We start from the raw sequence: 22,384 nt of genomic DNA, 5'->3' as shown, positions 1-22,384 counted from the left end.
GGGGCGGCCGCGGATCGACACGCCGGACGGGAACAGTCCGATTATCTTCCACCCGTTCCCGCGGTCCCCGGCGCGACCGGCCCAAGGTGCCCTCAAGGCGGGCCGGCGGTTCCCGGTTCCGCGCAGAACACGGTGCCCGAGGTGGTCACCGTGACGGCGCCGCCGGCCGCCGGGACGAAGGCGGACTCCCCCGCCGTCAGCCGGAGGGGGCCGGCGTCGGCCGCGCCCTCGGTGCACAGCAGGATGCGGGGCGTCCCGCCCGCCAGCCGGTGCTCCCCCGCCCCGGTCAGCCTCCGCAGCCGGAACTCCGGGGACGGCGCGGCGTACAGGCCGTCCCGCTCCGGCACCGGCAGGGGGACGGCCGCCGGGTCGGTGACGCGCAGCAGTTCGGGGACGTCGAGCGGCTTGGCGGTGAGCCCGGCCCGCATGACGTTGTCGGAACCGCCCATGATCTCCACCCCGAACCCCCTGAGGTAGCAGTGGAGCACCCCCGCGCCCAGGAAGAGCGCCTGCCCGGGGGCGAGTTCGTGCCGCCGCAGCAGCAGCGGGGCCAGGCAGGCGGGGTCGCCCGGGTGCTGCCGGGCCAGCCGGACCACCAGCGCGTAGTCGGGGTGGTGCACCGAGGAGGCCGCCCAGACGATCCGCTCGGTGGCCCCGTCGCCTTCCAGGAGGACGCGCAGGGCGTCGAGCACGGCGCCCCGCCGCAGCAGCTCCGCCGTCTCCGCCAGCGCCGGCACGGCCAGCCGGTCGACGAGCATCGCGGCCTGCTCCGGAGGGCGGAACCCGGCCAGCGCGGTGAACGGCGTGAGCGCGCACACCAGCTCCGGCTTGGCCCAGGGATCGCCGTACACGCCCCGGGCGTGGCCGTCGGCCGCCTGCCCGGCGGAGGGGTGCACCTGCAGCGAGAGCGGCCGGGCGACCGCGATGAGCTTCATCAGGTACGGCAGGCGCGCGCCGAACCGGGTGAGCGTCTCCTCGCCCAGCTGCCCGAGGGGGTCGGCGGCGATGGCCTCGGCCAGCGACCGCCCGTCCCCGCTCAGCAGCGACGGGCCGGCGGGGTGGGCGCCGAGCCACATCTCCGCCTCCGGGCCGGGGGCGGGCACGGGCCGGCCGGTGAGGGCCGCGATGTCGGTGCGCGACCCCCAGGGGTAGTCCTTGACGGGGTTGGTCATCAGGTGCATGCGGTGCTCCTCGGTTCGCGGGCCGTGGCACCGGTGGGCACCGGTTCGCTGGCCGGGACACCCCCGGACACCGGTTCGCTGGCCGGGACACCCCCGGACACCGGCGAGGCCCCGAGGCGGGAGGGGGAAAGGACCAGGGCGGCGGCGCCGAGCAGGCCGGCGTCGCGGCCCAGGGAGGTCGCCTCCACCCGCAGGCGGTGCAGGAAGCCGAGCCCGGCGTTGCGGGCGACGGCCTGCCGGAGGGGGTCCAGCAGGACCGGGCCGGCGGCGGCCACGCCTCCCCCGATGACGACGCGGTCCAGGTCGAACAGGGCCGAGGCGGTCAGGATCGCGGTGGCCAGCGCGCCGGCGGCTCGCCGGAACGCCGACTCGGCGACGGAGACCCCGGCGCGGGCGTCGGCCGCGAGAGCCCGGGCGTCGTCACCGGTCCAGCCGTTCGCGCGGGCCCGGCGCACCATGCTCGGCCCGCTGGCGACGGTCTCCACGCAGCCGGCGGCCCCGCACGGGCACGGTTCGCCGTCCGGGTCGACGACGATGTGGCCGATGTGCCCGGCGTTGCCGGTCGGGCCGAGGTGGGGGACGCCGTCGAAGACGAAGCCGCCGCCCACCCCGGTGGAGACGACCACGCCGAGCACGGCCCGGGCCGGTTCCCCCTCCGGCAGTCCCCGCCACCACTCGCCCAGCGCCATGCACTGGCCGTCGCCCGCCAGCCGTACGGGACGGCCGGGGACCAGCCGGCCGAGGGTGTCCAGCAGCGGGAAACCCCGCCAGGCCGGGATGTTGACCGGGCTCACGGTGCCGGCCACCGGATCGAGCGGGCCCGCCGAGCCGACGCCCACGCCCTCCAGCCGGGCGGCGGGCACCCGGTCGGTGACGCGGCCGACCACCTCCAGCAGCGCCTCCTCCGGACGGGCCCGGTCCTTCAGCGGGACCTCGGCGCGCGTCACCACCGTGCCGTCCGCGTCCACCGCGGCGGCGGCGAACTTGGTGCCGCCGATGTCCACGGCCAGGACGGTCACGACCCGGCCCCGGACGCGGGACCCGCGGCGGGCAGGCGCTTGCTCACTGTGTCCTCCGGGTGCATGGGGAAGCCGATTAACCGGATAAGCAGGAAGAATCTACGATTCCTATGACAACGTTGTCAATCGGCCGCCGCCGAGGCCGCCCGTACCTGGGTGAGGTACGGGCGGCCTCGGCGCGGCGACGTCCCGGGTGGCGAACCCCGGAACCGCCGGGGACTCGGGGACTCGGGGGGAGAACGCTTCCACGCGGCCGGTCCGGTCCGCCTGCATGCCGCGCGGTCCTCCCCTGGGACCGCGCGGGGCCACGGGGACCGCGCGAAGGCGCCCCGGGGCCGTCAGCCGACCGAGCAGGCGGTGCCGTTCAGGGTGAAGGCGTCCGGGACCGGGTTGCTTCCGTCGTGGGTGCCCTGGAAGCCGAAGGAGGCCGTTCCCAGGGACGCGTTCCAGGCCGCGTTCTTCGCGGTCACCTGGCGGCCGGACTGGGTGAGGGAGACGTTCCAGGAGCCGGTGATCCTCTGGTTCGCACCGAAGGCCCACTGGAGGGTCCAGCCGCTGACGGGGGTCGCGGACCTGTTGACGATCGTCACCTCGGCCGTGAACCCGTTGCCCCAGCTGTTCACCCGGTACGTCACCGCACACCCTTCGGTGGGGGTGGGTGTCGGCGTGGGGGTGGGGGTGGGTGTCGGCGTGGACGTCGAGTAGGTGAGGCCGAAGCCGTACTCGAACAGCGCCGGCTTGCCGTCCCCGGCGTTGATCGGCTGCTGCCCGGCCTCACGCATCCAGGTCATCGGTAGCCTCCCGGTGGGAGCGTGGTCGCCGAACAGCACGTCGGCCACCCCGCCGCCCTCGGTGCCCGGCAGCCACGCCGCCAGCAGCGCGTTCCAGTCGCCGAGCTGCGCGGCGACGTCCATCGGCCGCCCGGAGACCAGCACCACCGCCACCGGCACCCCCGCCGCCCGGATCCGCTGGAGCGCCGCCAGGTCCGCCGTGTCCAGACCGAGCGAGCCGGGCCGGTCGCCCTGGCCCTCGGCGTACGGCGTCTCCCCGACCACCGCGATCGCGGCCCGGTAGGAGGAGTCGACGCCCGACCCGTCGCGGCTGTAGGTGACGGTCGCGCCGGACCCCACGGCGTTCCTGATGCCCTGCAGGATCGTCGTCCCCGGCGTGGTGTTCCCCGAGGAGCCCTGCCAGCTGATCGTCCAGCCGCCGCTCTGGTTGCCGATGTCGTCGGCGTTCCGCCCCGCGACGAAGATCTTCCCCCCGCTCTTCGCCAGCGGCAGGAGCCCGTCGTTCTTGAGCAGCACCTGGGACTTCCGTACGGCTTCGCGGGCCAGCGCGCGGTGCTCGGCGCTGCCGACCCCGCCGGTCAGGGACCGGTCCGACAGCGGCCGCTCGAACAGCCCGAGCTCGAACTTCTTGGTCAGGATGCGCCGGTTGGCGTCGTCGATCCTGGACATCGGCACCCGGCCGGCCTGCACCTCGGCCTTGAGCAGCGAGACGAACCGGCGGTAGTCGTTGGGGACCATCACCATGTCGATGCCCGCGTTCACCGCCGACCGGACCTCCTCGGCGGTGAAGCCCTCCTGTCCGTCCAGCTGGTCGATGCCCGCCCAGTCGGACACCACGAAGCCGGTGAAGCCCAGCTCGCCCTTGAGGACGTCGGTGATCAACTGGCGGTGGCCGTGCAGCTTGACCCCGTTCCAGCTGCTGTAGGAGACCATCACCGACCCCACGCCTCGCTCGACCGCGGCCCTGAACGGAGGCAGGTGGACCGCCCGCAGCTCGGCCTCGCTCAGCCGGGTGTCGCCCTGGTCGTCGCCCCCGGTGGTGCCGCCGTCGCCGATGTAGTGCTTGGCGGTGGCCAGCACCGACGTCCGGCCGTCCAGCGAGGGCCCCTGGAAGCCGTCGACGATCGTCGTCATCGCGCTCACCAGGTCGGGGTCCTCCCCGAACGACTCGTAGGTACGGCCCCACCGGTCGTTGCGCGCCACGCACACGCACGGTGCGAACGTCCAGTCCACCCCGGTGCCCGCGACCTCCTCGGCGGTGGCGCGGCCGATCCGCTCGACCAGGCCGGGATCGCGCGTGGCGCCCAGCCCGATGTTGTGCGGGAAGATCGTCGCCCCGGCGACGTTGTTGTGCCCGTGCACCGCGTCCACACCGTAGATCATCGGAATGCCGAGCGGGGTCGAGAGCGCCTGCCGCTGGAAGGCGTCGTACATGTCCGCCCAGCCGGTCGCGTTGTTCGGCGAGGGCGCCGAGCCGCCCCCCGACAGCACCGAGCCGATCCGGTACGTCGCCAGGTCCGACACCGGGCTGAGCGCTCCCCGCTCGGCCTGGGTCATCTGCCCGACCTTGTCGTCCAGCGACATCCTGGGCAGCAGGTCCGCCACCCGCTCCGGCACGCTCAACGACGGGTCCTGGTACGGCGCGGCGAACGCCCGCGCCTCCGGGCGGCTGCCGGCGGCCTGGTCCGCGACCGTCAGGGCCACGGCGAGCAGCAGGGCGGACAGCAGCGACAGCGGAACGCTCAGGCGCCGTGCAGACGTCATCTCGGTCCTCCTCGACATCGAGGAGACCGTAGGAAGGGCCGATCCCGCGAGGCAATCCCCCGCCCTGCGCCGTGCCCGCGACCTGCGCCTCCCGAAGAAACTTTCACGCGACCGCGCCACCCGGGGAACCGGCGGGGGAACGCGTGAGCGCCCGCCTCCGGGTTTTCCGGGGAGGCGGGCGCTGGGTCGGGGCCGGTCGGGTGCGGCGGGCGGTCGGTTCGGAGTGGGCGGTCGGCTCGGGATGGGCGGTCGGTGCGGGGCGGGTGGTCACTTCAGGATCGGCAGGCGCTCGACCAGGGGGGTGGCGGCCCAGCGGGCGCCCAGGCCCAGGGTGTCGCCGGCGCGGGTGAGGGCCAGGGTGACCAGGACGACGGCGTAGACGATGTGGTCGTCCACCGCGGGGTTGGTCTCCAGGGGCAGGGCCGCGGCCCACATCAGCAGCATCATGGTCGCGCCGGCGCCGGCGGCGACGCGCAGGCCGATGCCCAGGAGCAGGGCGGTGCCGACGCCCGCCAGGCCGAGCATGAACAGCCAGTCCACCCAGGCCTGTCCGGCCAGGGCGCCGAACAGGCCGCCGAGGGCGTTGTCGCCGGTGCCCTTGAGGAAGCCGGTGGTGGGGCTGCCGCCGTTGATCCAGGCCTTGGCGGCGGGGGTGGCGAAGCCCAGGCCGAGCAGCTTGTCGGCGAAGGCCCACAGGAAGACCCAGCCCAGCGCGATGCGGGCGGCGGCCAGGCCGTGGGCGGCGGCCGGGGTCAGGGTGCGGGCGGCGGCCGGGGCGGCCGCGACGCGGGTGGCGGTGGGGGCGGTGCGGCGGCCGGTGCGCTGGGTGCGGCCTTCGATGATCGCCATGGTGGGCTCCTCGGGGGGTTTTCGTCTCTCGGTTACGTCACCCAGTACATCGGCTCGCGCCCCTTGTCCCGCAGAGCCGTACGGCTCGCCCGGGCCGACCCGAAGTCCCGGCGTGGAAGGACTTTCGGCCCTGCCGGCCCCGCCCCGCGCACCCGCCCGCGCAGGAGGGCCGTGGTCACGACGGAGTGCGGCTTCCGGCCCCGCCCCGCGCACACACCCGCCGGGGAGAGCCGGGAAGCGGGGCGGCGACCAGGCAGGACCGGACCGGAAAGCGGAGCCCACGCGGGACCGGGCCGGAAGGCAGGAGGTGACTAAGCGGACAATCTTGACATACTCCCTGTATGTCGCCCTCCGCGTTCTTCCTCCTCGTCCTGCTCGCGCTGCTGACCGTCACGAACCTGCCCCGCCGCGGCCGGGCCGCGTCGCACAGGGACGCGGACCACGGGGGCGTGGTCGTCTACTGGCGGCCCGGCTGCCCGTACTGCATGAGACTGCGGACGCGGCTGCGCTTCACGCGGTTGCGCTACAGCGAGGTCAACATCTGGAAGGATCCCGAGGCGGCCGCGTTCGTCCGCTCGGTCGCCGACGGGAACGAGACAGTGCCGACCGTGACCGTGGCGGGAAGGGCGATGGTGAACCCGTCCAAGAGCCAGGTCCTCGAAGCGGCCGGAAGGCGCCTTCCCGCATCCGGCGGCCGGGAGCGGGACGGCGATCCGAGGTCGTGACGCTCACCGCCCGCCGGTGACTCCTCCGCCCTCGGCGACGGACCCGCCCCGGGCGCGCACCACCGCGACGGGGCAGCGGGCGTGGTGCAGCACTCCGTGGCTGACCGAGCCCAGTACGGCCGAGCCGAGCGCGCCCAGGCCCCGCGATCCGACGACGACGAGGTCGGCGTCCTCCGAGGCGTCGCAGACGGTCAGGACCGGGTGTCCGCAGACCACCGTCCGCTCCACCTCGACCTGCGGGTACTTCTCCTCCCAGGGCAGCAGCGTCTCCTCGGCGACCTGCCGCTCGGCGGCGAAGAGGTCTTCGACGAGCGGCGTGTAGGCGGTGGCGCCCGGCCCGAGGACGGGCATGTGCCAGCTGTGCACCGCGTGCAGGCGGGCGCCCCGCCGCACGGCCTCGGCGAAGGCGTAGGCCAGGGCGGCCGCCGAGTGCTCGGACCCGTCGAACCCCACCACGATCCGGCCCCGGACCCCCTCCGGCACGTTCCTGGCCACCACGACGGGCGCCGCCACGTGGCCGGCCACCGCGAGCGAGACCGAACCCAACACCAGCCCGGTGAAGCCGCCGAGGCCCCGGCTGCCGACCACGACCTGCTCGGCGTCCTCGGCCTCGCGGCGCAGGACCTCGACCACCCGGCCGGATTCCAGCACCGCGCTCACCTCGATCCCCGGCGCGACCCCGCGGGCCACGTCCCGCGCCACGTCGGCGACCTCCCGGCAGTGCTCGCCGACCGAGTCGCGGAAGCCCGGGGGTGTGTCCAGCGGGATGTCGAGGGTCCAGGGTTCGCAGACGTGGACGATCCGCAGGGCGCATCCGCGCCGCGCGGCGTCCTCCGCGGCCCAGGCGACCGCGGCCGTGGAAGCGGGTGAGCCGTCCGTGCCGACCACCACGTGCGCCGTCGTCCCCGCGTGCGTCGTCCTGTCCGCATGTGCTGCCATGTCGTCCTCCTCGGGGGGTCCGCTCCCATTCGACCCCCGTCGCGGCGCATGCCGCAGCGGGCGATGGACCCCGTGGGCGAGGACCTTGGTCCTCTGGCTTCAGAACCTCCCCCGCGGTGGGATGAAGATGCGGGGGATGTGGGGAAGGTGCCAGATGGACCGGTCGTACGGCCCGCCCGCCGTCACACGGGACGGCTCCGCGAGGGGGACTGAAGAATGCACGTCAAGGTCAAGGACGTGATGACCACCGATGTGACGTCCGTCAACGGCTGCACGCCGTTCAAGGACGTGGCCGAGGTGCTGATCAACCACGAGGTGAGCGCGGTCCCGGTCGTCGACGGCGAGGGCCACGTCCTCGGCGTCGTCTCCGAGGCCGACCTGCTCCGCAAGGAGGAGTTCAAGGAGCAGTACTACCAAGAGGGATACCAGCCGCCGCTGCGCGTCCGGCTCCGGCACCGGCTCGGCGGCCGGGAGGACACCCGGCGCAAGGCCGTCGGGGACACCGCGGCCGAGCTGATGACCGCCCCGGCGGTCACGATCCGCTCGCAGGCCTCGATCGTCTCCGCGATGCGGCTCATGGACGAGCGCGGAGTCAAGCGCCTGCCGGTCGTGGACGCCGAAGGACGGCTGGAGGGCATCGTCAGCCGCCAGGACCTGCTCAGGGTCTTCGTCCGGAGCGACGCCGAGATCGCCGAGGAGGTGAACCGCGACATCCTGCGGCGCCCCCTGTGGTCCGGCCCGAACGACGCGACCGCCACGGTCGACCGCGGGATCGTCACCCTGGCCGGGCGCATGCGGCTCCGCAGCGACGCGCACCTGGTGGCACGGCTGGTCCAGCGGGTGCACGGGGTGGTCGACGTGGTCGACCGGCTGGAGTGGGACGCCGACGACACGCCCCGGTGGAAGACCCGCTGACCGCGTCCGCGGCGGGCGTCCCCCGCCCGCGACGCCCACGGGTTCCCGGAAGTCGTGACGCCCACCGGTTCCCGGGAGAGACCTGCGCGTTCCCGGGAGAGACCTGCGCGGCGGTCCCGGCGGGCCGTCACCGGTTGCCGCGAGGTCACGGGCCCGGCGTGGCACGGCGGTCCCGGTAGGCGCGCTGTCGGCACGCGTGCGAGCAGTAGGTGCGGGGGCGGCCCGAGGCGGGCCGCGCCACGGCCGTGCCGCACACCGCACACGCCATTGTTTCGTCACAAGTTTTGTCACTCCGGGTTCGGATGAGCACCTCGACACCGTCGAGCACCCGCTGCAGGCCGAACTCGAACGGATCCTCGGGGCGGTCGTAGCCGCCCCCCTCCCACACGGCCGTCAGCACGGGATGAGCGCCGAGTCTCTCGAACAGGGAGTCGCGCGCCCCCCACCAGGCCTCCTCGCTCACCCCGGTGCGCCGCTCGACCCTGGCCTCCTCCGCCAGCCGGACGGCCTCCCCGCCCACGAACCGGCCGACGAGGCCCACCACGGCGACCATCTCGGACGGGGCCAGGCCGGTGCCGGCCACCGTGCTCAGCGCGTACTCGTAGTCGGCGACGGTGTTCGGCCCCGGCACGCGGCGGGTGCCGGGCACCTCGGCGAGCCAGGGGTGCCGGCGGTGCAGCTCCCAGCCGCCGCGCGCCCAGGCCTCCAGCCGGGCCCGCCAGCCGCCCGGCCCGGCGTCTCCGCCCTCCGCCCCTCCCGCGCGGGGACCCTCCCGGTCCGCACCCGCATCCGCATCCGCATCCGCATCCGCATCCGCATCCGCATCCGGGCGGATCTTCTCACCCGCCACCGCGTCGCACATGAGGTCGACGAGCTGCTCCTTCCCCCGGACGTGGCGGTAGAGGGACATGGTGGTGAAACCGAGCCGCTCGGCGACCCTGCGCATCGAGAGCCCTTCGAGGCCCTCGGCGTCGGCGGTCTCCACGGCGGCGCGGACGATGCCGTCGACGCTCAGCCCCTGCCGGGGGTCCTCGTGCCCCCGGCCCTTCCAGAGCAGCTCGACGGTGCGGTCCGGGTCCTCCCTGTCGGCCATCCCTCTCCTCCCATCACTTGACGCCGCAACCCATTCAGTGTTTATTCTGTATACCTTGTGTACGCCATAAACGTAATGAGGTGCGCGCCGATGAACCATGTCCACGTCTCCCCCACCGGCGACGACTCCGGCCCCGGCACACCGGAGCGGCCCTTCGTCACCCTTGAGCGGGCGCGCGACCACGTCCGCGCGCTCAGCGGAGACGTCACCGTCCATCTGCGGGCGGGCGTCCACACGCTGACCGCGCCCCTCCTGCTCACCGGGGAGGACTCCGGCCGTGACGGCCGCCGGATCGTCTACCAGGCCCACGGGTACGGCACCCCCGGCCAGGAGGAGGCGGTGGTGAGCGGCGGCCGTGAGATCCGGGGCTGGCGCGAGCGGGACGGGCTCTGGCTGGCCGACGTCGGCGACCTCGACACCCGCCAGCTCTACGTCGACGGCCGCAGGGCCGGGCGGGCCGCGCTGGAGGGCATTCCCGGGAGCGTGACGGTGACCGAGACCGGTTACGTCACCGACAGCACCGACCCGCAGCGCTGGGGCAATCCCGCCGACGTCGAGTTCGTCTACCGGGGCGTCTATCCCTGGACGGAGGCACGCTGCGGGGTCGCCGCCGTCTCCGGTGACGAGCACTCCACCACGATCACCATGGACCGGCCCGCCTTCGCCTGGGCCGCCGAGCTGTACAACTCCGTCGTCCCCTGGGCGGGCGAGTCGCACGGTCCCGGACTGCCCACCCGCGTGGAGAACGGCGTGGGCTTCCTGACCGAGCCGGGCACCTTCGCCCTCGACCGGTCGGTCCCCGGCCGGCACGTGCTGCTCTACCGCCCCCTCCCCGGAGAGGACCCGGCCCGGACCCGGGTCGTCGCACCCGTGCTGGAGACGCTGCTGCACGCCAGGGGCGTGCACGACGTCGCCTTCCGGGGCATCGTCTTCGCCGACGCCACCTGGCTGCGGCCGGAGCGCCCCGAGGGCTTCCTGCACTACCACGGGACCGGCTACTACGAGGGCGGCGGCGTGGAGAAGGCCGTGTTCGCCGAGGGGGAGGCATGGGTGACGTTCCCCCGCGAGTCCGCCGCGATGCCGGGCAACGTGGTCTTCGAGGACACCGGGCGTGTGCTCGTCGAAGGCTGCCGGTTCACCCGGCTGGGCGCCGTCGGCCTGGAGTTCTCCGGAGGCAGCGCGGACAACAGGGTGCTCGGCAGCGTGTTCACCGACATCTCCGGCTCCGCGCTCGCGATCCGGCCGCCCTCCCCCGCCGAGGGCCGGGGCAACCGGGTGGAGGACAACCGGATCCACCACGTGGGGGTGGAGTACGCCGGTTCGCCCGGAATCGCGCTGTCCGCCGCCCAGGACTCCGTGATCGCGCACAACCACGTCAGCGACGTGCCGCACTGCGGGATCGTGCTCGGCGGCGGCGAGGGCGCCCGCGGCGCGCGCGTCCTGCACAACCTGGTGCACGACACGATGCAGGTGCTGGCCGACGGCGGTGGCGTCTACCTCTCCGGACCGCAGGGCGACTCCGCGGAGACCGCCGCCGTGGTCCGGGGCAACGTCGTCCGCGACACGCTCACGCCGTACAACTTCGCCCTCTACACCGACTACGGCGCCTCCTGGGTCACCGTCGAGGGCAACGCGGTCCACCGCGCGGACAACACGGCCGTCCTGCAGGTCTGGCCGCCGCTGGAGAACGTCGTCTACCGCGGCAACTTCTGGGACGCCGATCCTGTCGGCCACGACGCCCCGCCCGCCGGTGTCGTCTACGAGGGCAACACCACCGTCCCCGGCGGGGAGGAGTTCCGGGAGGCCACGGCAGAGATCCTGCTGCGCGCGGGACTGCGCTCCCTGGGCGGGTAGCCGCACGGAGCAACGACCGCGCCCCCACCGGCCGCACGGCGAGGCGATCGCCCGGTGAGACGGTCGCAGTGCCGGCGGCCGTGCGTCGAACGGGGAAAAAGGGGTAGTTCGCGCCTGTGCGCGTCCACGACTGGTTCCTCACCGCCGCCGAGCGCGGCAACCCGGCCACCGTGATCGACTCCCGGCACGGCGACGGCACCGCCTGGTCCACCGGCAACGCGGTCCGGCCCCTCGTGCACGGCTCCGCCTACTTCGCCGACCTGCTCGCCCGGGTCCGGGAGCTGCGCGAGGGCGACCTGCTGTTCTTCACCGACTGGCGCGGAGACCCCGACGAGCGGCTGGACGGCCCCGGCACCGAGGTCGCCGAGGTGTTCGCGGACGCCGCCCGGCGCGGCGTCGTCGTCAAGGGCCTGCTCTGGCGCTCCCACTGGGACCGGCTCCGCTTCAGCTCCGAGGAGAACCGCAACCTCGGGGAGGTGATCGAGGCTGCGGGCGGGGAGTACCTCCGCGACATGCGCGTCCCGCCCGGCGGCTCGCACCACCAGAAGCTCGTGGTGCTGCGGCACCGCGACGACCCCCGGCGCGACATCGCCTACGTCGGCGGGATCGACCTGTGCAGGACCCGCCGCGACGACGCCTCGCACGGCGGCGACCCGCAGGCCGCCCCGATGGCGAAGGTGTACGGCCCCCGGCCGCCCTGGCACGACGTGCAGGTCGCGCTCCAGGGCCCGGTCGTGGGCGACGTGGAGGCGGTCTTCCGGGAGCGGTGGACCGACCCCAAGCCGCTGACCCGCAACCCCGTGCACCGCCTCGCCGACCTGCTCCGCCACGACGACACGCACGCCGACCCGCTGCCGCCGCAGTCCCCGGACCCGCCCGCGTGCGGGCCGCACGCCGTGCAGCTGCTGCGCACCTACCCGCAGCGCCGGTCCCGCTACGCCTTCGCGCCGGAGGGGGAGCACAGCGTCGCCCGCGGGTATCTCAAGGCGCTGCGCCGCGCCCGGTCCCTGATCTACATCGAGGACCAGTACCTCTGGTCGCCGCAGGTCGCGGCCTCCTTCGCCGAGGCGCTCCGGGCGCATCCGGAGCTGCTGATGATCGGCGTCCTGCCGCTCCACCCCGACCAGGACGGCCTGATCGCCGGGACCCCGCAGGTCCTCGGGCGGCAGCAGGCCCTGTCCGTGCTCAAGGAGGCCGGCGGGGACCGGGTGGCGGTCTACGGGATCGAGAACCACCAGGGCACACCGGTCTACGTGCACGCCAAGGTCTGCATCGTCGACGACACGTGGATGACCGTCGGCTCCGACAACTTCAACCGCCGTTCCTGGACGTACGACTCCGAGCTCACCTGCGCGATCCTGGACGGGACGCGGGACCCGCGGGAACCCCGCGACCCCGGCGGGCACGGCGACGGAGCGCGCCGCCAGCCCCGGGAGCTGCGGCTCGCGCTCGCACGCGAGCACCTGGACCGCGACGACGGGGACGACGACGGCCTGCTGGATCCGCGCGCGTTCTTCGATGCCTACGCCGCCGCGGCGGCCGCCCTCGAACGCTGGCACGCCGGAGGCCGCCGCGGGCCGCGCCCGGCGGGACGGCTGCGCCTGCACGAGCCCGGCCCCCTGCCGCCCTGGACCGCCGCCCTGGCCACGCCGCTCTACCGCATGCTGTGCGACCCCGACGGCCGCCCACGCGCCATGCGCCGCGCCGACGCCTACTGACGCCTGCCGAGGACCTCCTGTTGCGCGCCCGGTCGACGGGGCTCCTTGCGACGCCGGGACGACCGGACCGCCCGGGCCCGAGGCGCCGCCCGGCCGCGCACGGGTCGTCGGCTAGATGTGTCGGGCGTAGCCGTCGAGGCGGTCGGCCAGTTCCTGCGGCCGGGAGAGCATCACCATGTGGCTGCCACCGATTTCGTCGGGGACGACGTCCAGCCGCTCGCGTGCGATCCGGCGCATGAACTCCGGGTCGAAGAACCGGTCGTCGCGGCAGATCAGCACTCTGGTCGCCACATCGGGCCAAGCCGTCAACGGCCAGGGCTCGACCAGCGAGCGTTCGGCGTGGCCCTGACCCCGGCGCATCGCTTCGGCGGCCAAGGCAGGAGGCAAGTCATGGCAGAAGGCGGCCACCGGGTCGTCTTCGCCGCCGTCGCCGCCGGGCGCTTCGAAGCCGGTCGCGGTCCACCAGTCACCTGGCGGCTCGCCCGGTGCGGGGATCATGCCCGCCAGCAGGACCAGCAGGTCGGCGCGGACCCTCTCGCACACCAGCGGACCGACGAACCCGCCCCAGGAGTGGGCGACCACGACCAGATCGGTGCGCTCGCCGACGGCCTCCACCACCGTGTCGGTGAGCTCGGCCAATCCCGCCGTCTCCCGTTCGAGGGGCAGGTCGACGGCGACGACATCGTGGCCCCGGGCGCGTAGCTCAGGGTCGAGCAGGTGCCACTGCCAGGCGACGCCACCGCCGCCGTGGATCAGAACGAACGTCGCCATGAGCGGGTGTCCTTCCTCTGGAGGTGAGAGTGATCATCGCTGTTGCCACCGACAGTTCCCGAACCTGCCGGCGGCCGTTGCGGCAGCCGGGCCGTCTCCCACCCCCGATGCCGCCGGCATCGGTCGCCGACATCCGGGCGCGCCGCCGCAGTGCGACCGGTGGTCGGCCGCCAAGCCCGGTTGACACCACGTAGGACGGGTGTCCTAACATCCCTTCTAGGACAAACGTCCTAGGGCGGTTTCACGAAGTGGCCGGCAACGCGGGAGGTGCAAGACCGTGAGGGCGGAAACGACCCGGACCCAGATCGTCGAGGCAGCCGATCAGCTCTTCTACCGGCAGGGCTACGAGCACACGTCCTTCGCGGCGATCGCCGAGGCCGTGCACATCTCCCGGGGCAACTTCTACTACCACTTCAAGTCCAAGGACGACATCCTGCGCGCGGTGATCGCCGCGCGGCTGGACGCCAGACGGCGGATGCTGCAGCGGTGGGAGACCGAGGAGGCCGACCCCGCCGCCCGGATCCGCCGGTTCGTCGAGATCGTGGTGACCAACCGCACCGACATCCAGAGCTACGGCTGCCCGGTGGGCACCATGACCACGGAGCTGGCAAAACTCGGCCACCCCGCGCTGGACGAAGCGAGCGGCCTGTTCACACTTTTCCGCACCTGGCTGCGCGAGCAGTTCACCCAGCTGGGGCATGAGGCGCAGGCCGATGAGCTGGCGATGCACGTGCTGGCCTTCAGCCAGGGCGTCGCCACGCTGGCGCACGCCTTCAAAGACGAGGGCTTCATCGACCGCGAGGTCCAGCGGATGCACGACTGGCTGGGCCGGTACTCCCCGGCCCCCGAGCGCGCCGGCGGCGCCGTACCCGACGACACCACGTCGGCGAACGCCTGACGCGACCTGAGAGCTCAACGACCTGAGTCCAACGATCGGAGAGAGACATGTTCATGGTGTTGCTGCGGTTCTCCGCCAACAAGAGCGCGGCCGAACGGCACATGCCCGGCCACCAGGAGTGGATCGAGCGCGGCGTCGACGACGGAGTGTTCCTGCTGGTCGGCGGCATCCGGCCGGGACTGGGCGGCGCGATCGTGGCGCACGGCATCTCGCGGGAGGACCTGGAGGCCCGCGTGGCGGCCGACCCGTTCGTCGAACAGGACATCGTCAGCGCGGAGATCGTCGAGATCGCCCCATGGCTGGCCGACGACCGGCTGAAGTTCCTGCTCGCAGAGCCTGCCCTGCCCTGACAGGGCGAGGGCACCGCATGCGTCCCGGGGCGGGCCCAGGGGTGCATGCGCCGGCGCCTGCCTGCCATGACAGAGGACCGTGATGAGATGCCCGTACCGACGCCGGTCCGCAGCTGCCGCGCTGCTCCTGGAGCGGCACCGCCCCGGAGTTCCCGGCCTGCCACGACACCGAATGGGACCTGCGGGAGCGGGAAGGATCGCCGGCCGCCTTCGTCTGGCGCTATGAGCCCGAACCGGCGGACCTGCCCGCACCCCAGACCGTGCCCACCTCCCCCGCATCGATCGCCTTGTCGAAAGAGTTGAAACGCCAGGGCTGGAGGTTCGTCGGCCCCACGACGATATTCGCGTTCATGCAGGCCACGGGTCTGATCAACGACCACGTCGAGGGGCGCGTGATCCGCCCTGAAGCCGGGCGGCGACGTGCGGAATCAATGTCGGTGGCTTTGAGGTGCGATGCCGCGGTGATGGTGGACACCATGATCTTTGCAGGATGTCGTATCGGTCCGGTCGCCGATCGTCTTACTGGTAAGGCCGGTGAGCAGGCCGTCCGGCAGGGTGACGGATGAGGAGACCACCATCCGACCACCGCGCTGGAGCGGCGGCCGTCACCGAGCCGGAACAGATCGACGATCCCTGGAATGGAGCAGGTCATGAATCCGACGATGAACACCATCGACATCGTGGTGTCCGACATGCAGGCCGCCATCGCCTTCTACGCCCTGCTCGGGCTGGATTTCAAGCTCGATCCGAACACCTCCGAGCACGCCTCGTGCGACCTGCCGGGCGGGCTGCATCTGATGCTCGACAGCGAGGTCTTCCGCACCCCGTTCCTGCCCGGCTGGAGCGCGCCGAGTGGCGGGCCGCGCGCCCTGCTGTGCTTCGAGTGCGACTCCCCGGCCGCCGTGGACGCCAAGTACGCCGAGCTGACCAGGGCCGGCCACCGCGGGCTCGCCGAGCCGTTCGACGCGTTCTGGGGGATGCGGTACGCCACCGTGACCGATCCGGACGGCACCGGCATCGACCTGTACGCCGCCCTGCCCGCCACCTGATCCCAGCCCTTCGGCCCGAGGAGACCACGGATGAAGTACGTGCTGATGTTCGTCGAGACCGAGCAGTTCGCCCGGGACCTGGAGACGATGGACGAGGCCGGGCGGGAGGCGGTGTACGAGGCGGTGGGCCGCTGGTTCGCCGAGCACGCCGGCAAGATCACCCATCACACGCATCTGCACCCGGTGCACACCGCCACCACCGTCCGGCTGGACGGCGGCGCGGAGCCGATCGTCACCGACGGGCCGTTCGTCGAGGGCAAGGAGGTGGTCAGCGGGTTCGCCGAGGTCGAGGTGGCCGACCTGGACGAGGCGCTGGCCCTGGCGAGATCCTGGCCGGCGTGCCCGGTGGTGGAGATCCGCCCCGCCTCGTGACCGGCATCGCGGCCGGGGCGGCGAGCGGGAGGCCGGAACGTGGGTGAGCAGGAGGCGCACGAGGCGCTGGCCCGCGTGGTGCGCGAGCACGCGGGCCGGCTGGCCGCGTCCCTGATGTCGCTGCTGGGTGACTTCTCCGCGGCCGAGGACCTGGTGCAGGACGCGATCGAGACGGCGCTCGAGCGCTGGCCGGTCGAAGGCGTGCCGGAGCGGCCGGACGCCTGGCTGTTCACCGTGGCCCGGCGGCGCGGCCTGGACGTGCTGCGCCGCGAGTCGACCTACCGGGCCAAACTCGCCCAACTCCAGTGGCCCCTTCGGACCGAGCCGGACGACCGGCTGCGGCTGGTCTTCACCTGCTGCCACCCGGCACTGCCCCGGCCCGCTCAGATCGCGCTGACGTTGCGCGTGGTGTGCGGGTTGAGCACCGCGCAGATCGCCGCGGCGTTCCTGGTGCCCGAGACCACGGTGGCCCAGCGCATCACCCGCGCCAAGCGGAAGATCTCCGAGGCCGGGATCCCGTACCGCGTCCCGGTCGGCGAAGAGCTGCCGGCGCGGCTGGAGCAGGTGCTGACAGTCGTCTACCTGCTGTTCAACGAGGGCTATCTGTCCAGCACCGCCGAGCGCGCCCAGGCGCACGATCTGGTCGCCGACGCCGAGTGGCTGGCCGCGCTGCTGGCGAACCTGCTGCCCAAGGAACCGGAGACGGCCGGGCTGCTGGCGCTGATCCGGCTGCACCGGGCGCGCGGCGCAGCCCGCTTCGATACGGCGGGCCGCATGGTGCTCCTGGCCGACCAGGACCGCACCCGCTGGGACCGCAAGGCGATCGAGGACGCAACCGCGCTGCTCACCCGTACCGCCCGCACGTACCGGAGGCCCGGTCCCTACCAGTTGCAGGCCGCGATCGTGGCCTGCCACGCCGAGGCCGGGCGGTTCGAGGACACCGACTGGCGGCAGATCGTAGTGCTGTACGACCTGCTGCTGGCGCTGGCGCCGTCCCCGGTGACCCGGCTGCACCGGGCCGTCGCGCTGCGCTACGCCACCGGTCCGCAGGCGGCGCTGGCCGAACTGGAACAGCTCACCGGGGCGCTGGAGCGCTATCCGCTCTTCCACGCCACCCGCGCCGGACTGCTGCGCGATCTGGACCGCCACGCCGAGGCCAGGGCGTCTGATGCGCGGGCGCTGGAGCTGACCGCCAACCCCGCCCAGCAGGCCCTGCTGGAAGAACGGCTCCGCTGGAGTTGACCCGGCCCAGCGCCGCGGCGGACGCCGCCTCAGCGGTCGCCGCGATGCCAGGGCCGGTCGGCCGCGATGGAGCGGGCCTCGGCGGCCACCGCCAGGGCATAGGCCGCGCGCGGCGCATACGCGCCGACAGGACCGAGGTAGGTATGGCCGGTCAGATGGCACCAGGCCGGGATCACCGTGACCTCGCCGGCCTGGATGCGGGCCTGCAGTTCCTCACGGGTGAGCTGCTCGCCCTCGTCCGGCGCCGCGCCCGGCCGCCGGACGGCTCCCGTCCCACTGCACCTTAAAACTGCCTTATATCCGGCTTATGGCGCCCAGGGAACGTCGGCCGCCGGGAGAGCATGGATTCGCCCCTGCGGACAACAGGAGACCTTCCTCCCCGCAAAGAGGCCAGGCATCCCCCGACCTGGAGTGATCCTTGCGAAGAACCACCATCGGCTCTCTGGTCACGACGGCAGCGCTGCTGTTCCCGCTGGGCGCCGGAGTCCCGGGCCCGGCGAGCGCCGCCACGGCCGCCGCCACCCAGTCGCTGCGCCTGCAGTACATGACCACCTCCACCGAGGCCCTCACCGATCAGGTCGAGCCGCTTTTCAAGATCGTCAATGGCGGCACGGCCCCCGTCGCGCTCAGCCAGGTGAAGATCCGCTATTACTTCAAGGGCGAGACCGGCCACCGCTTCGCCTGCTCGTGGGCGAGGATCCGCTGCTCCACCGTGACCGGCCGGTTCGTCCCACTGGCCAAGCCGGTGCGCGGCGCCGACCGCTACCTGGAGGTCGGCTTCACCTCCGGAAGGCTGGCGCCCGGCACCGACACCGGTGACCTGGAGCTGCGGTTCCACCGGCCGGACTGGCGGACGTTCGACCAGTCCGACGACCACTCCTTCGGAGCGGGCCGTACGAGCTACGCCGACTGGGACAGGGCGACCGTCCACATCGGCGGCCGGCTCGTCTGGGGCGCGCAGCCGAGCGGCACGGGCCCGGCGCCCACCCCCACGCCTCCTCCCGCCACTTCCACGCCGAAGCCCCCGGCCACTTCCACGCCGAAGCCCCCGGCCACCCCCGCGCCGGGAGGTTCCAGCGGGCAGGGAACGCTGTTCGACGACTTCGCCTACACCGGCCCGTCCGATGCGAGGCTCGCGCAGCACGGCTGGCGGGTACGCTCCGGCGGCGGCGGTCCCGGCGTGTCCGGGGCCGGCTGGTCGCCCTCGGCGATCACCTTCCCCTCGGTGAACGGCGACCGCGTCCTGCAGCTCAGCGCCTCCACCGACGGCACCGGCGCGGGCACCGTACAGTCCGAGCTGTCGACGACCCGGCGCAAGTTCTTCGAGGGCACCTACGCCGCCCGGGTGAAGTTCAGCGACGCCCCGGTCTCCGGCCCCGACGGCGAGCACGTGGTGCAGACGTTCTTCACCATCACGCCGCTGGAGAGGAGCATGGATCCCGACTACGGCGAGCTGGACTTCGAGTATCTCCCCAACGGCGGCTGGGGCGAGTCCGGGCCCACCATGTTCACCACGAGCTGGGAGACCTACCAGGCCGAGCCCTGGAAGGCCGTCAACACCCACACCGCGGAGCGGGCCAGCTTCGCCGGCTGGCACGACCTGGTCCTCCAGGTCTCCGGCGGACGGGCCAGGTACTACGTCGACGGGCGCCTGGTCGCCGACCACGGCGGCGAGCACTATCCCGAGACACCGATGTCGATCATGTTCAACCAGTGGTTCATCGAGCTGCGGAGCGGCTCCGCCCCGCGTGACTACCACCAGCAGGTCGACTGGGTCTACCACAGCAGGAACGAGGTCGTCCCGCCCGCCGACGTGCGACGCAGGGTCGAGTCGTTCCGCTCGGCTTCCACCGCCTTCGTCGACACCGTCTCCGGTTGACGCACTCCCCGGAGCCGGAACCACCGCGCGGCGCGGGGCCGGACGTGCCGAGGAGCGCGCCGCGGACCGGCCTCATCCTCCGGGATCGGATCCGCCCGCCGGGCCGGGGACTCCGGGTCGGACGGCTCCGGGACCGACGAAACGGCGGTGGAGCCCGGCGGCCTCCTCCCGGCCCAGGAACGGCGCGGCCGCGAGCCACGCGGCGGCCCCGGCGCCGTCTCCCGCGACGGCGATCGGCGGATCCCCCCACCGCCGCCGGAGCAGGTCCACCACGGCCCGCCGCACCGGCCCCCCGCTCGTCAGCACGCCGCCGGCCAGCACGATCGGCACGTCCGGGCCCGGGTCGTGCACCCGGGCCGCGGTCCCGGCCAGGCGGGCCGCGGCGCCGGCCACGATCTCCGCCGCCGCCGGATCCCCGAGGCGGGCCGCCCGGACGACCAGGGGTGCCAGCTCGGCCAGGGCGAGCGGGTGCCGGGCCTGTGCCGCGGTGGCGAGCAGGTCGGCCAGCTCCCCACCGGAGCCGGGACCACCGGAACCGGCGGCCCCGGCCCTCTCGGCCCCGGCCCTCTCGACCACGACGCTCCCCTGGTCCCCTCCGGTCCTTTCGGCGTCCCGGGATCCCCCTTCGACCTCGGCCTCCGCCGCGACCCCGGGCAGCAGGTGCCCGACGACGAGCCGGACCAGCGGGCCCAGGTCGCGCCACGGCCGTCCGGATGCGGCCTGCCGGACGGCGGTGCGGGCCGCGGCCCGGCCGAGCCAGAACGCCGAGCCCTCGTCGCCCAGCAGCCAGCCGTGCCCGTCCGCCACCGCCACCGCCTCGCAGCCGGTGATCCTCGCCGCGACGGCCCCGGTGCCGGAGATCAGGACGGTGCCGGACGGCGCGGCCGTGCCCGCCGCGAAGGCGACCACCGCGTCGCCCACCACCCGGGGCGGGACCACCGGTCCGCAGTCGGACACGGTCTGCTCGAAGACCGCCCGCACGGCCGGGTCCAGGAGCGCCCCCGCACCGGCGAGGCCGACGGTCACTCCTCTGACCTCGGCCGGGTCCACCGAGGCCAGAGCCTCGCGCACGGCCAGCCCGAGGTTGGCGAACGCCCGCGCGGCGCCGAGCGCCGCCGGATTGCCGCCGCCCGCCCGGCCACGGCCCACCACGTCCCCCCGCATCGTGACGGCCACGGCACGGGACGACGTCCCGCCGACATCCACGCCCAACACCAGATCCATGTGAAAATTATTACCCGAAAGGCTTGACCATGCCAGGTTCCGAGCATAATTTTCACCGCAAGGACGAAGGGGTGACGGTGGAGCTGCTGCATCTGATCAGGACCGAGCAGGACGAGATGCCCGAGGCGCTGCGGAAGGTGGCCGAGGTGATCCTCGCCGCCCCGGCCGCCGCCGCCAGGTCGACCATCGTCGACCTGGCCGAGCGGAGCGCCACCTCGACCGCCACCATCACCCGCTTCTGCCGGGCGCTCGGCTTCGGCGGCTACGCCGAGCTGCGCGTCGCCCTCGCCACGGAGACCGGCCGGGTCGCGCAGCAGCGCTGGGAGACCGACATCGGGCAGGAGATCCTGCCCGGCGACGGGCTCGAGCGGGTGCTGGGCGTGGTCTCCGGCAACGACATCCGGCTGATCCAGGAGACCGCCGCGCAGCTCGACCTGGCCTCCGTGGAGAAGATCGCGAGCGTGATCGCCCAGGCCGGCCGGGTGCTGCTGTTCGGGGTCTCCAGCAGCGCGGCGGTGGCCAGCGAGATGGAATACCGCCTGCAGCGCATCCGCGTCCCCACCTGGAGCAGGTCCGACGCGCACAGCGCGCTCACCGACGCGGCGCTGCTCGGCCAGGGCGACGTGGCGATCGGCATCTCGCACAGCGGCAGGACCCGCGAGGTCATCGAGGTGCTCGCCGAGGCCGGCAGCCACGGCGCCGTCACCGTGGCGGTCACCTCCCATCCGAGGTCGCCGCTGGCGGAGGTGGCCGAGCTGGTCGTCACCACGGCCAGCAGGGGGACGACGTTCCGCTCCGACGGCTTCGCCGCCATCCACTCCCAGCTGCTCGTCCTCGACGTGGTCTACGTCTCGGTCGCGCAGCGCACCTACGAGCGCACCCGGGACGCGTTCGACCTGACCGCCCGCGCGGTGACCGGGCACCGGCTCCCGGAAGGAGAGAAATGAGCGCAGAGACCGGCACGGCCGCAGGGACGATAGCCCCTCCGGATCCGGACGCCTACGTCCGGCACGTCGCCCGGCTCGTCCGGGAGATCCCCGTCGAGCAGGCGGGTCCCATCGCGGCGGCGGCCGGCCTGGTCGCCAGGGCGCTGAACCGGGGCGGCGTCGTCCAGGCGTTCGGCTCGGGGCACTCCGAGGCGGTCGCCATGGAGATCGCCGGCCGCGCGGGCGGACTGGTGCCGACCAACCGGCTCGCGCTGCGGGACATCGTCCTGTACGGCGGGGCCGACCGCACGGAGCTCGAACGCTACGACCTGGAACGCGACCCGGCGGTCGCGCACCGGATCCTCGACGCCGCGCCGGTCGAGGCGGACGACCTGTTCGTGATCATCTCCAGCTCGGGCGTCAACGGCGTCGTCGTCGAGCTGGCCTCCCTGGTGAAGGAGCGCGGCCACGACCTGGTCGCCCTCACCTCGCTCGCGCACAGCTCCGCCGTACCCGCCAGGCACCCCTCCGGCCGCAGGCTCTGCGACCTCGCCGACGTGGTGCTCGACAACCGCGCCCCGTACGGTGACGCGGTCCTGCCCCTGCCCGGCGGGGGCGCCGTCGCCGCCGTGTCCACGATCACCTCGGTGCTGCTCGCCCAGCTCGTCGTCACCCGGGCGGTGGCGGAGCTGCTCGCCGCGGGCCAGGCTCCGCCGGTCTACCTGTCGGCGAACGTCCCGGAGGGAGACGCGCACAACCTCGCCCTGGAGGCCCGCTACGCCGGCCGCATCCGCAGGGGCGGCTGACCCGGCCCCGAGTCCCGGC

22 protein-coding genes are annotated in these 22,384 nt (G+C 73.6%); 13 read left to right on the top strand and 9 right to left on the bottom strand.

Annotated features, from left to right (window positions below; genetic code table 11):
* Positions 1 to 92: 92 nt before the first annotated feature.
* The 4 genes from manA to HS048_RS18450 form a co-directional block, all read right to left on the bottom strand.
* Positions 93 to 1,181, bottom strand: coding sequence for a mannose-6-phosphate isomerase, class I (gene manA, locus HS048_RS18465; RefSeq protein WP_196467629.1), 1,089 nt, complete (start codon positions 1,179 to 1,181; stop codon positions 93 to 95).
* The gene (locus HS048_RS18460; protein ID WP_196467628.1) at positions 1,172 to 2,200 is read right to left on the bottom strand and encodes an ROK family protein; all 1,029 of its coding nucleotides are present in this window, start codon (positions 2,198 to 2,200) and stop codon (positions 1,172 to 1,174) included. Before HS048_RS18460 ends, manA begins: the two co-directional genes overlap by 10 nt.
* Before the next feature lie 338 nt (positions 2,201 to 2,538).
* Positions 2,539 to 4,755 carry a glycoside hydrolase family 3 N-terminal domain-containing protein gene (locus HS048_RS18455; RefSeq protein WP_196467627.1) on the bottom strand — a complete coding sequence of 739 codons (2,217 nt, stop codon included), beginning with the start codon at positions 4,753 to 4,755 and terminating at the stop codon, positions 2,539 to 2,541.
* A gap of 267 nt (positions 4,756 to 5,022) precedes the next feature.
* Positions 5,023 to 5,604, bottom strand: a complete 582-nt coding sequence (locus HS048_RS18450; protein ID WP_196467626.1) for a hypothetical protein — start codon at positions 5,602 to 5,604, stop codon at positions 5,023 to 5,025.
* Positions 5,605 to 5,945: 341 nt separating this feature from the next.
* On the opposite strand from HS048_RS18450, the gene HS048_RS18445 reads away from it, so the two are divergent.
* On the top strand, positions 5,946 to 6,329 hold the full coding sequence (locus tag HS048_RS18445) for a glutaredoxin domain-containing protein (protein ID WP_084008823.1): 384 nt from the start codon (positions 5,946 to 5,948) through the stop codon (positions 6,327 to 6,329).
* A gap of 3 nt (positions 6,330 to 6,332) precedes the next feature.
* Here the strand turns inward: HS048_RS18445 and HS048_RS18440 are convergent, their stop codons facing one another.
* Entirely contained in the window at positions 6,333 to 7,268 is a 936-nt protein-coding gene (locus HS048_RS18440; RefSeq protein WP_196467625.1) for a universal stress protein, read from the bottom strand.
* Between the two features lie 216 nt (positions 7,269 to 7,484).
* Here HS048_RS18440 and HS048_RS18435 point away from each other — a divergent pair, with 216 nt between their 5' ends.
* Entirely contained in the window at positions 7,485 to 8,183 is a 699-nt protein-coding gene (locus tag HS048_RS18435; protein WP_068901528.1) for a CBS domain-containing protein, read from the top strand.
* Positions 8,184 to 8,328: 145 nt separating this feature from the next.
* On the opposite strand, the gene HS048_RS18430 is transcribed toward HS048_RS18435, so the two are convergent.
* The gene (locus HS048_RS18430) at positions 8,329 to 9,276 is read right to left on the bottom strand and encodes a TetR/AcrR family transcriptional regulator (protein ID WP_196467624.1); all 948 of its coding nucleotides are present in this window, start codon (positions 9,274 to 9,276) and stop codon (positions 8,329 to 8,331) included.
* 90 nt (positions 9,277 to 9,366) lie between these two features.
* On the opposite strand from HS048_RS18430, the gene HS048_RS18425 reads away from it, so the two are divergent.
* Together HS048_RS18425 and HS048_RS18420 are read left to right on the top strand one after the other, a co-directional pair.
* Positions 9,367 to 11,130 carry a right-handed parallel beta-helix repeat-containing protein gene (locus HS048_RS18425; RefSeq protein WP_196467623.1) on the top strand — a complete coding sequence of 588 codons (1,764 nt, stop codon included), beginning with the start codon at positions 9,367 to 9,369 and terminating at the stop codon, positions 11,128 to 11,130.
* 116 nt (positions 11,131 to 11,246) lie between these two features.
* Positions 11,247 to 12,848, top strand: coding sequence for a phospholipase D family protein (locus tag HS048_RS18420; protein WP_196467622.1), 1,602 nt, complete (start codon positions 11,247 to 11,249; stop codon positions 12,846 to 12,848).
* Positions 12,849 to 12,959: 111 nt separating this feature from the next.
* Here the strand turns inward: HS048_RS18420 and HS048_RS18415 are convergent, their stop codons facing one another.
* Positions 12,960 to 13,619: an alpha/beta hydrolase gene (locus tag HS048_RS18415; protein WP_196467621.1), complete on the bottom strand. Its 660-nt coding sequence runs from the start codon at positions 13,617 to 13,619 to the stop codon at positions 12,960 to 12,962.
* A gap of 277 nt (positions 13,620 to 13,896) precedes the next feature.
* On the opposite strand from HS048_RS18415, the gene HS048_RS18410 reads away from it, so the two are divergent.
* From HS048_RS18410 to HS048_RS18385, 6 genes are all read left to right on the top strand, one after another.
* Positions 13,897 to 14,517 (top strand): TetR/AcrR family transcriptional regulator, encoded by a 621-nt coding sequence (locus HS048_RS18410; protein ID WP_196467620.1) that lies wholly within the window; start codon positions 13,897 to 13,899, stop codon positions 14,515 to 14,517.
* 47 nt (positions 14,518 to 14,564) lie between these two features.
* Positions 14,565 to 14,867, top strand: a complete 303-nt coding sequence (locus HS048_RS18405) for a YciI family protein (protein ID WP_196467619.1) — start codon at positions 14,565 to 14,567, stop codon at positions 14,865 to 14,867.
* A 113-nt stretch (positions 14,868 to 14,980) separates the two neighbouring features.
* Positions 14,981 to 15,433: a DNA-3-methyladenine glycosylase I gene (locus tag HS048_RS38545; protein WP_196468049.1), complete on the top strand. Its 453-nt coding sequence runs from the start codon at positions 14,981 to 14,983 to the stop codon at positions 15,431 to 15,433.
* 84 nt (positions 15,434 to 15,517) lie between these two features.
* Positions 15,518 to 15,916 carry a VOC family protein gene (locus tag HS048_RS18395; RefSeq protein WP_230880878.1) on the top strand — a complete coding sequence of 133 codons (399 nt, stop codon included), beginning with the start codon at positions 15,518 to 15,520 and terminating at the stop codon, positions 15,914 to 15,916.
* Positions 15,917 to 15,946: 30 nt separating this feature from the next.
* Positions 15,947 to 16,288 (top strand): YciI family protein, encoded by a 342-nt coding sequence (locus HS048_RS18390; protein WP_230880877.1) that lies wholly within the window; start codon positions 15,947 to 15,949, stop codon positions 16,286 to 16,288.
* Between the two features lie 39 nt (positions 16,289 to 16,327).
* Positions 16,328 to 17,530 carry an RNA polymerase sigma factor gene (locus tag HS048_RS18385; RefSeq protein WP_196467617.1) on the top strand — a complete coding sequence of 401 codons (1,203 nt, stop codon included), beginning with the start codon at positions 16,328 to 16,330 and terminating at the stop codon, positions 17,528 to 17,530.
* 29 nt (positions 17,531 to 17,559) lie between these two features.
* Here the strand turns inward: HS048_RS18385 and HS048_RS18380 are convergent, their stop codons facing one another.
* On the bottom strand, positions 17,560 to 17,706 hold the full coding sequence (locus tag HS048_RS18380) for a hypothetical protein (protein ID WP_196467616.1): 147 nt from the start codon (positions 17,704 to 17,706) through the stop codon (positions 17,560 to 17,562).
* Between the two features lie 242 nt (positions 17,707 to 17,948).
* Between HS048_RS18380 and HS048_RS18375 the strand changes: the two genes are divergently transcribed.
* Positions 17,949 to 19,409, top strand: coding sequence for a cellulose binding domain-containing protein (locus tag HS048_RS18375; RefSeq protein ID WP_230880876.1), 1,461 nt, complete (start codon positions 17,949 to 17,951; stop codon positions 19,407 to 19,409).
* Positions 19,410 to 19,481: 72 nt separating this feature from the next.
* Here HS048_RS18375 and HS048_RS18370 read toward each other — a convergent pair whose 3' ends face one another.
* A complete protein-coding gene (locus HS048_RS18370; RefSeq protein ID WP_196467615.1) occupies positions 19,482 to 20,633 on the bottom strand; it encodes an N-acetylglucosamine kinase in 1,152 nt (383 codons plus the stop codon).
* Positions 20,634 to 20,662: 29 nt separating this feature from the next.
* Here HS048_RS18370 and HS048_RS18365 point away from each other — a divergent pair, with 29 nt between their 5' ends.
* Complete coding sequence (locus HS048_RS18365) at positions 20,663 to 21,580, top strand: MurR/RpiR family transcriptional regulator (RefSeq protein ID WP_196467614.1); 918 nt, start codon at positions 20,663 to 20,665, stop codon at positions 21,578 to 21,580.
* On the top strand, positions 21,577 to 22,365 hold the full coding sequence (locus HS048_RS18360) for a sugar isomerase domain-containing protein (RefSeq protein ID WP_196467613.1): 789 nt from the start codon (positions 21,577 to 21,579) through the stop codon (positions 22,363 to 22,365). The genes HS048_RS18365 and HS048_RS18360 overlap by 4 nt, the downstream gene beginning before the upstream one ends.
* Positions 22,366 to 22,384: the final 19 nt, after the last annotated feature.

This window comes from Planomonospora sp. ID91781 (genome assembly GCF_015711595.1).
Lineage (GTDB): Bacteria > Actinomycetota > Actinomycetes > Streptosporangiales > Streptosporangiaceae > Planomonospora > Planomonospora parontospora.
This window is presented reverse-complemented; position numbering and strand designations above follow the sequence as displayed.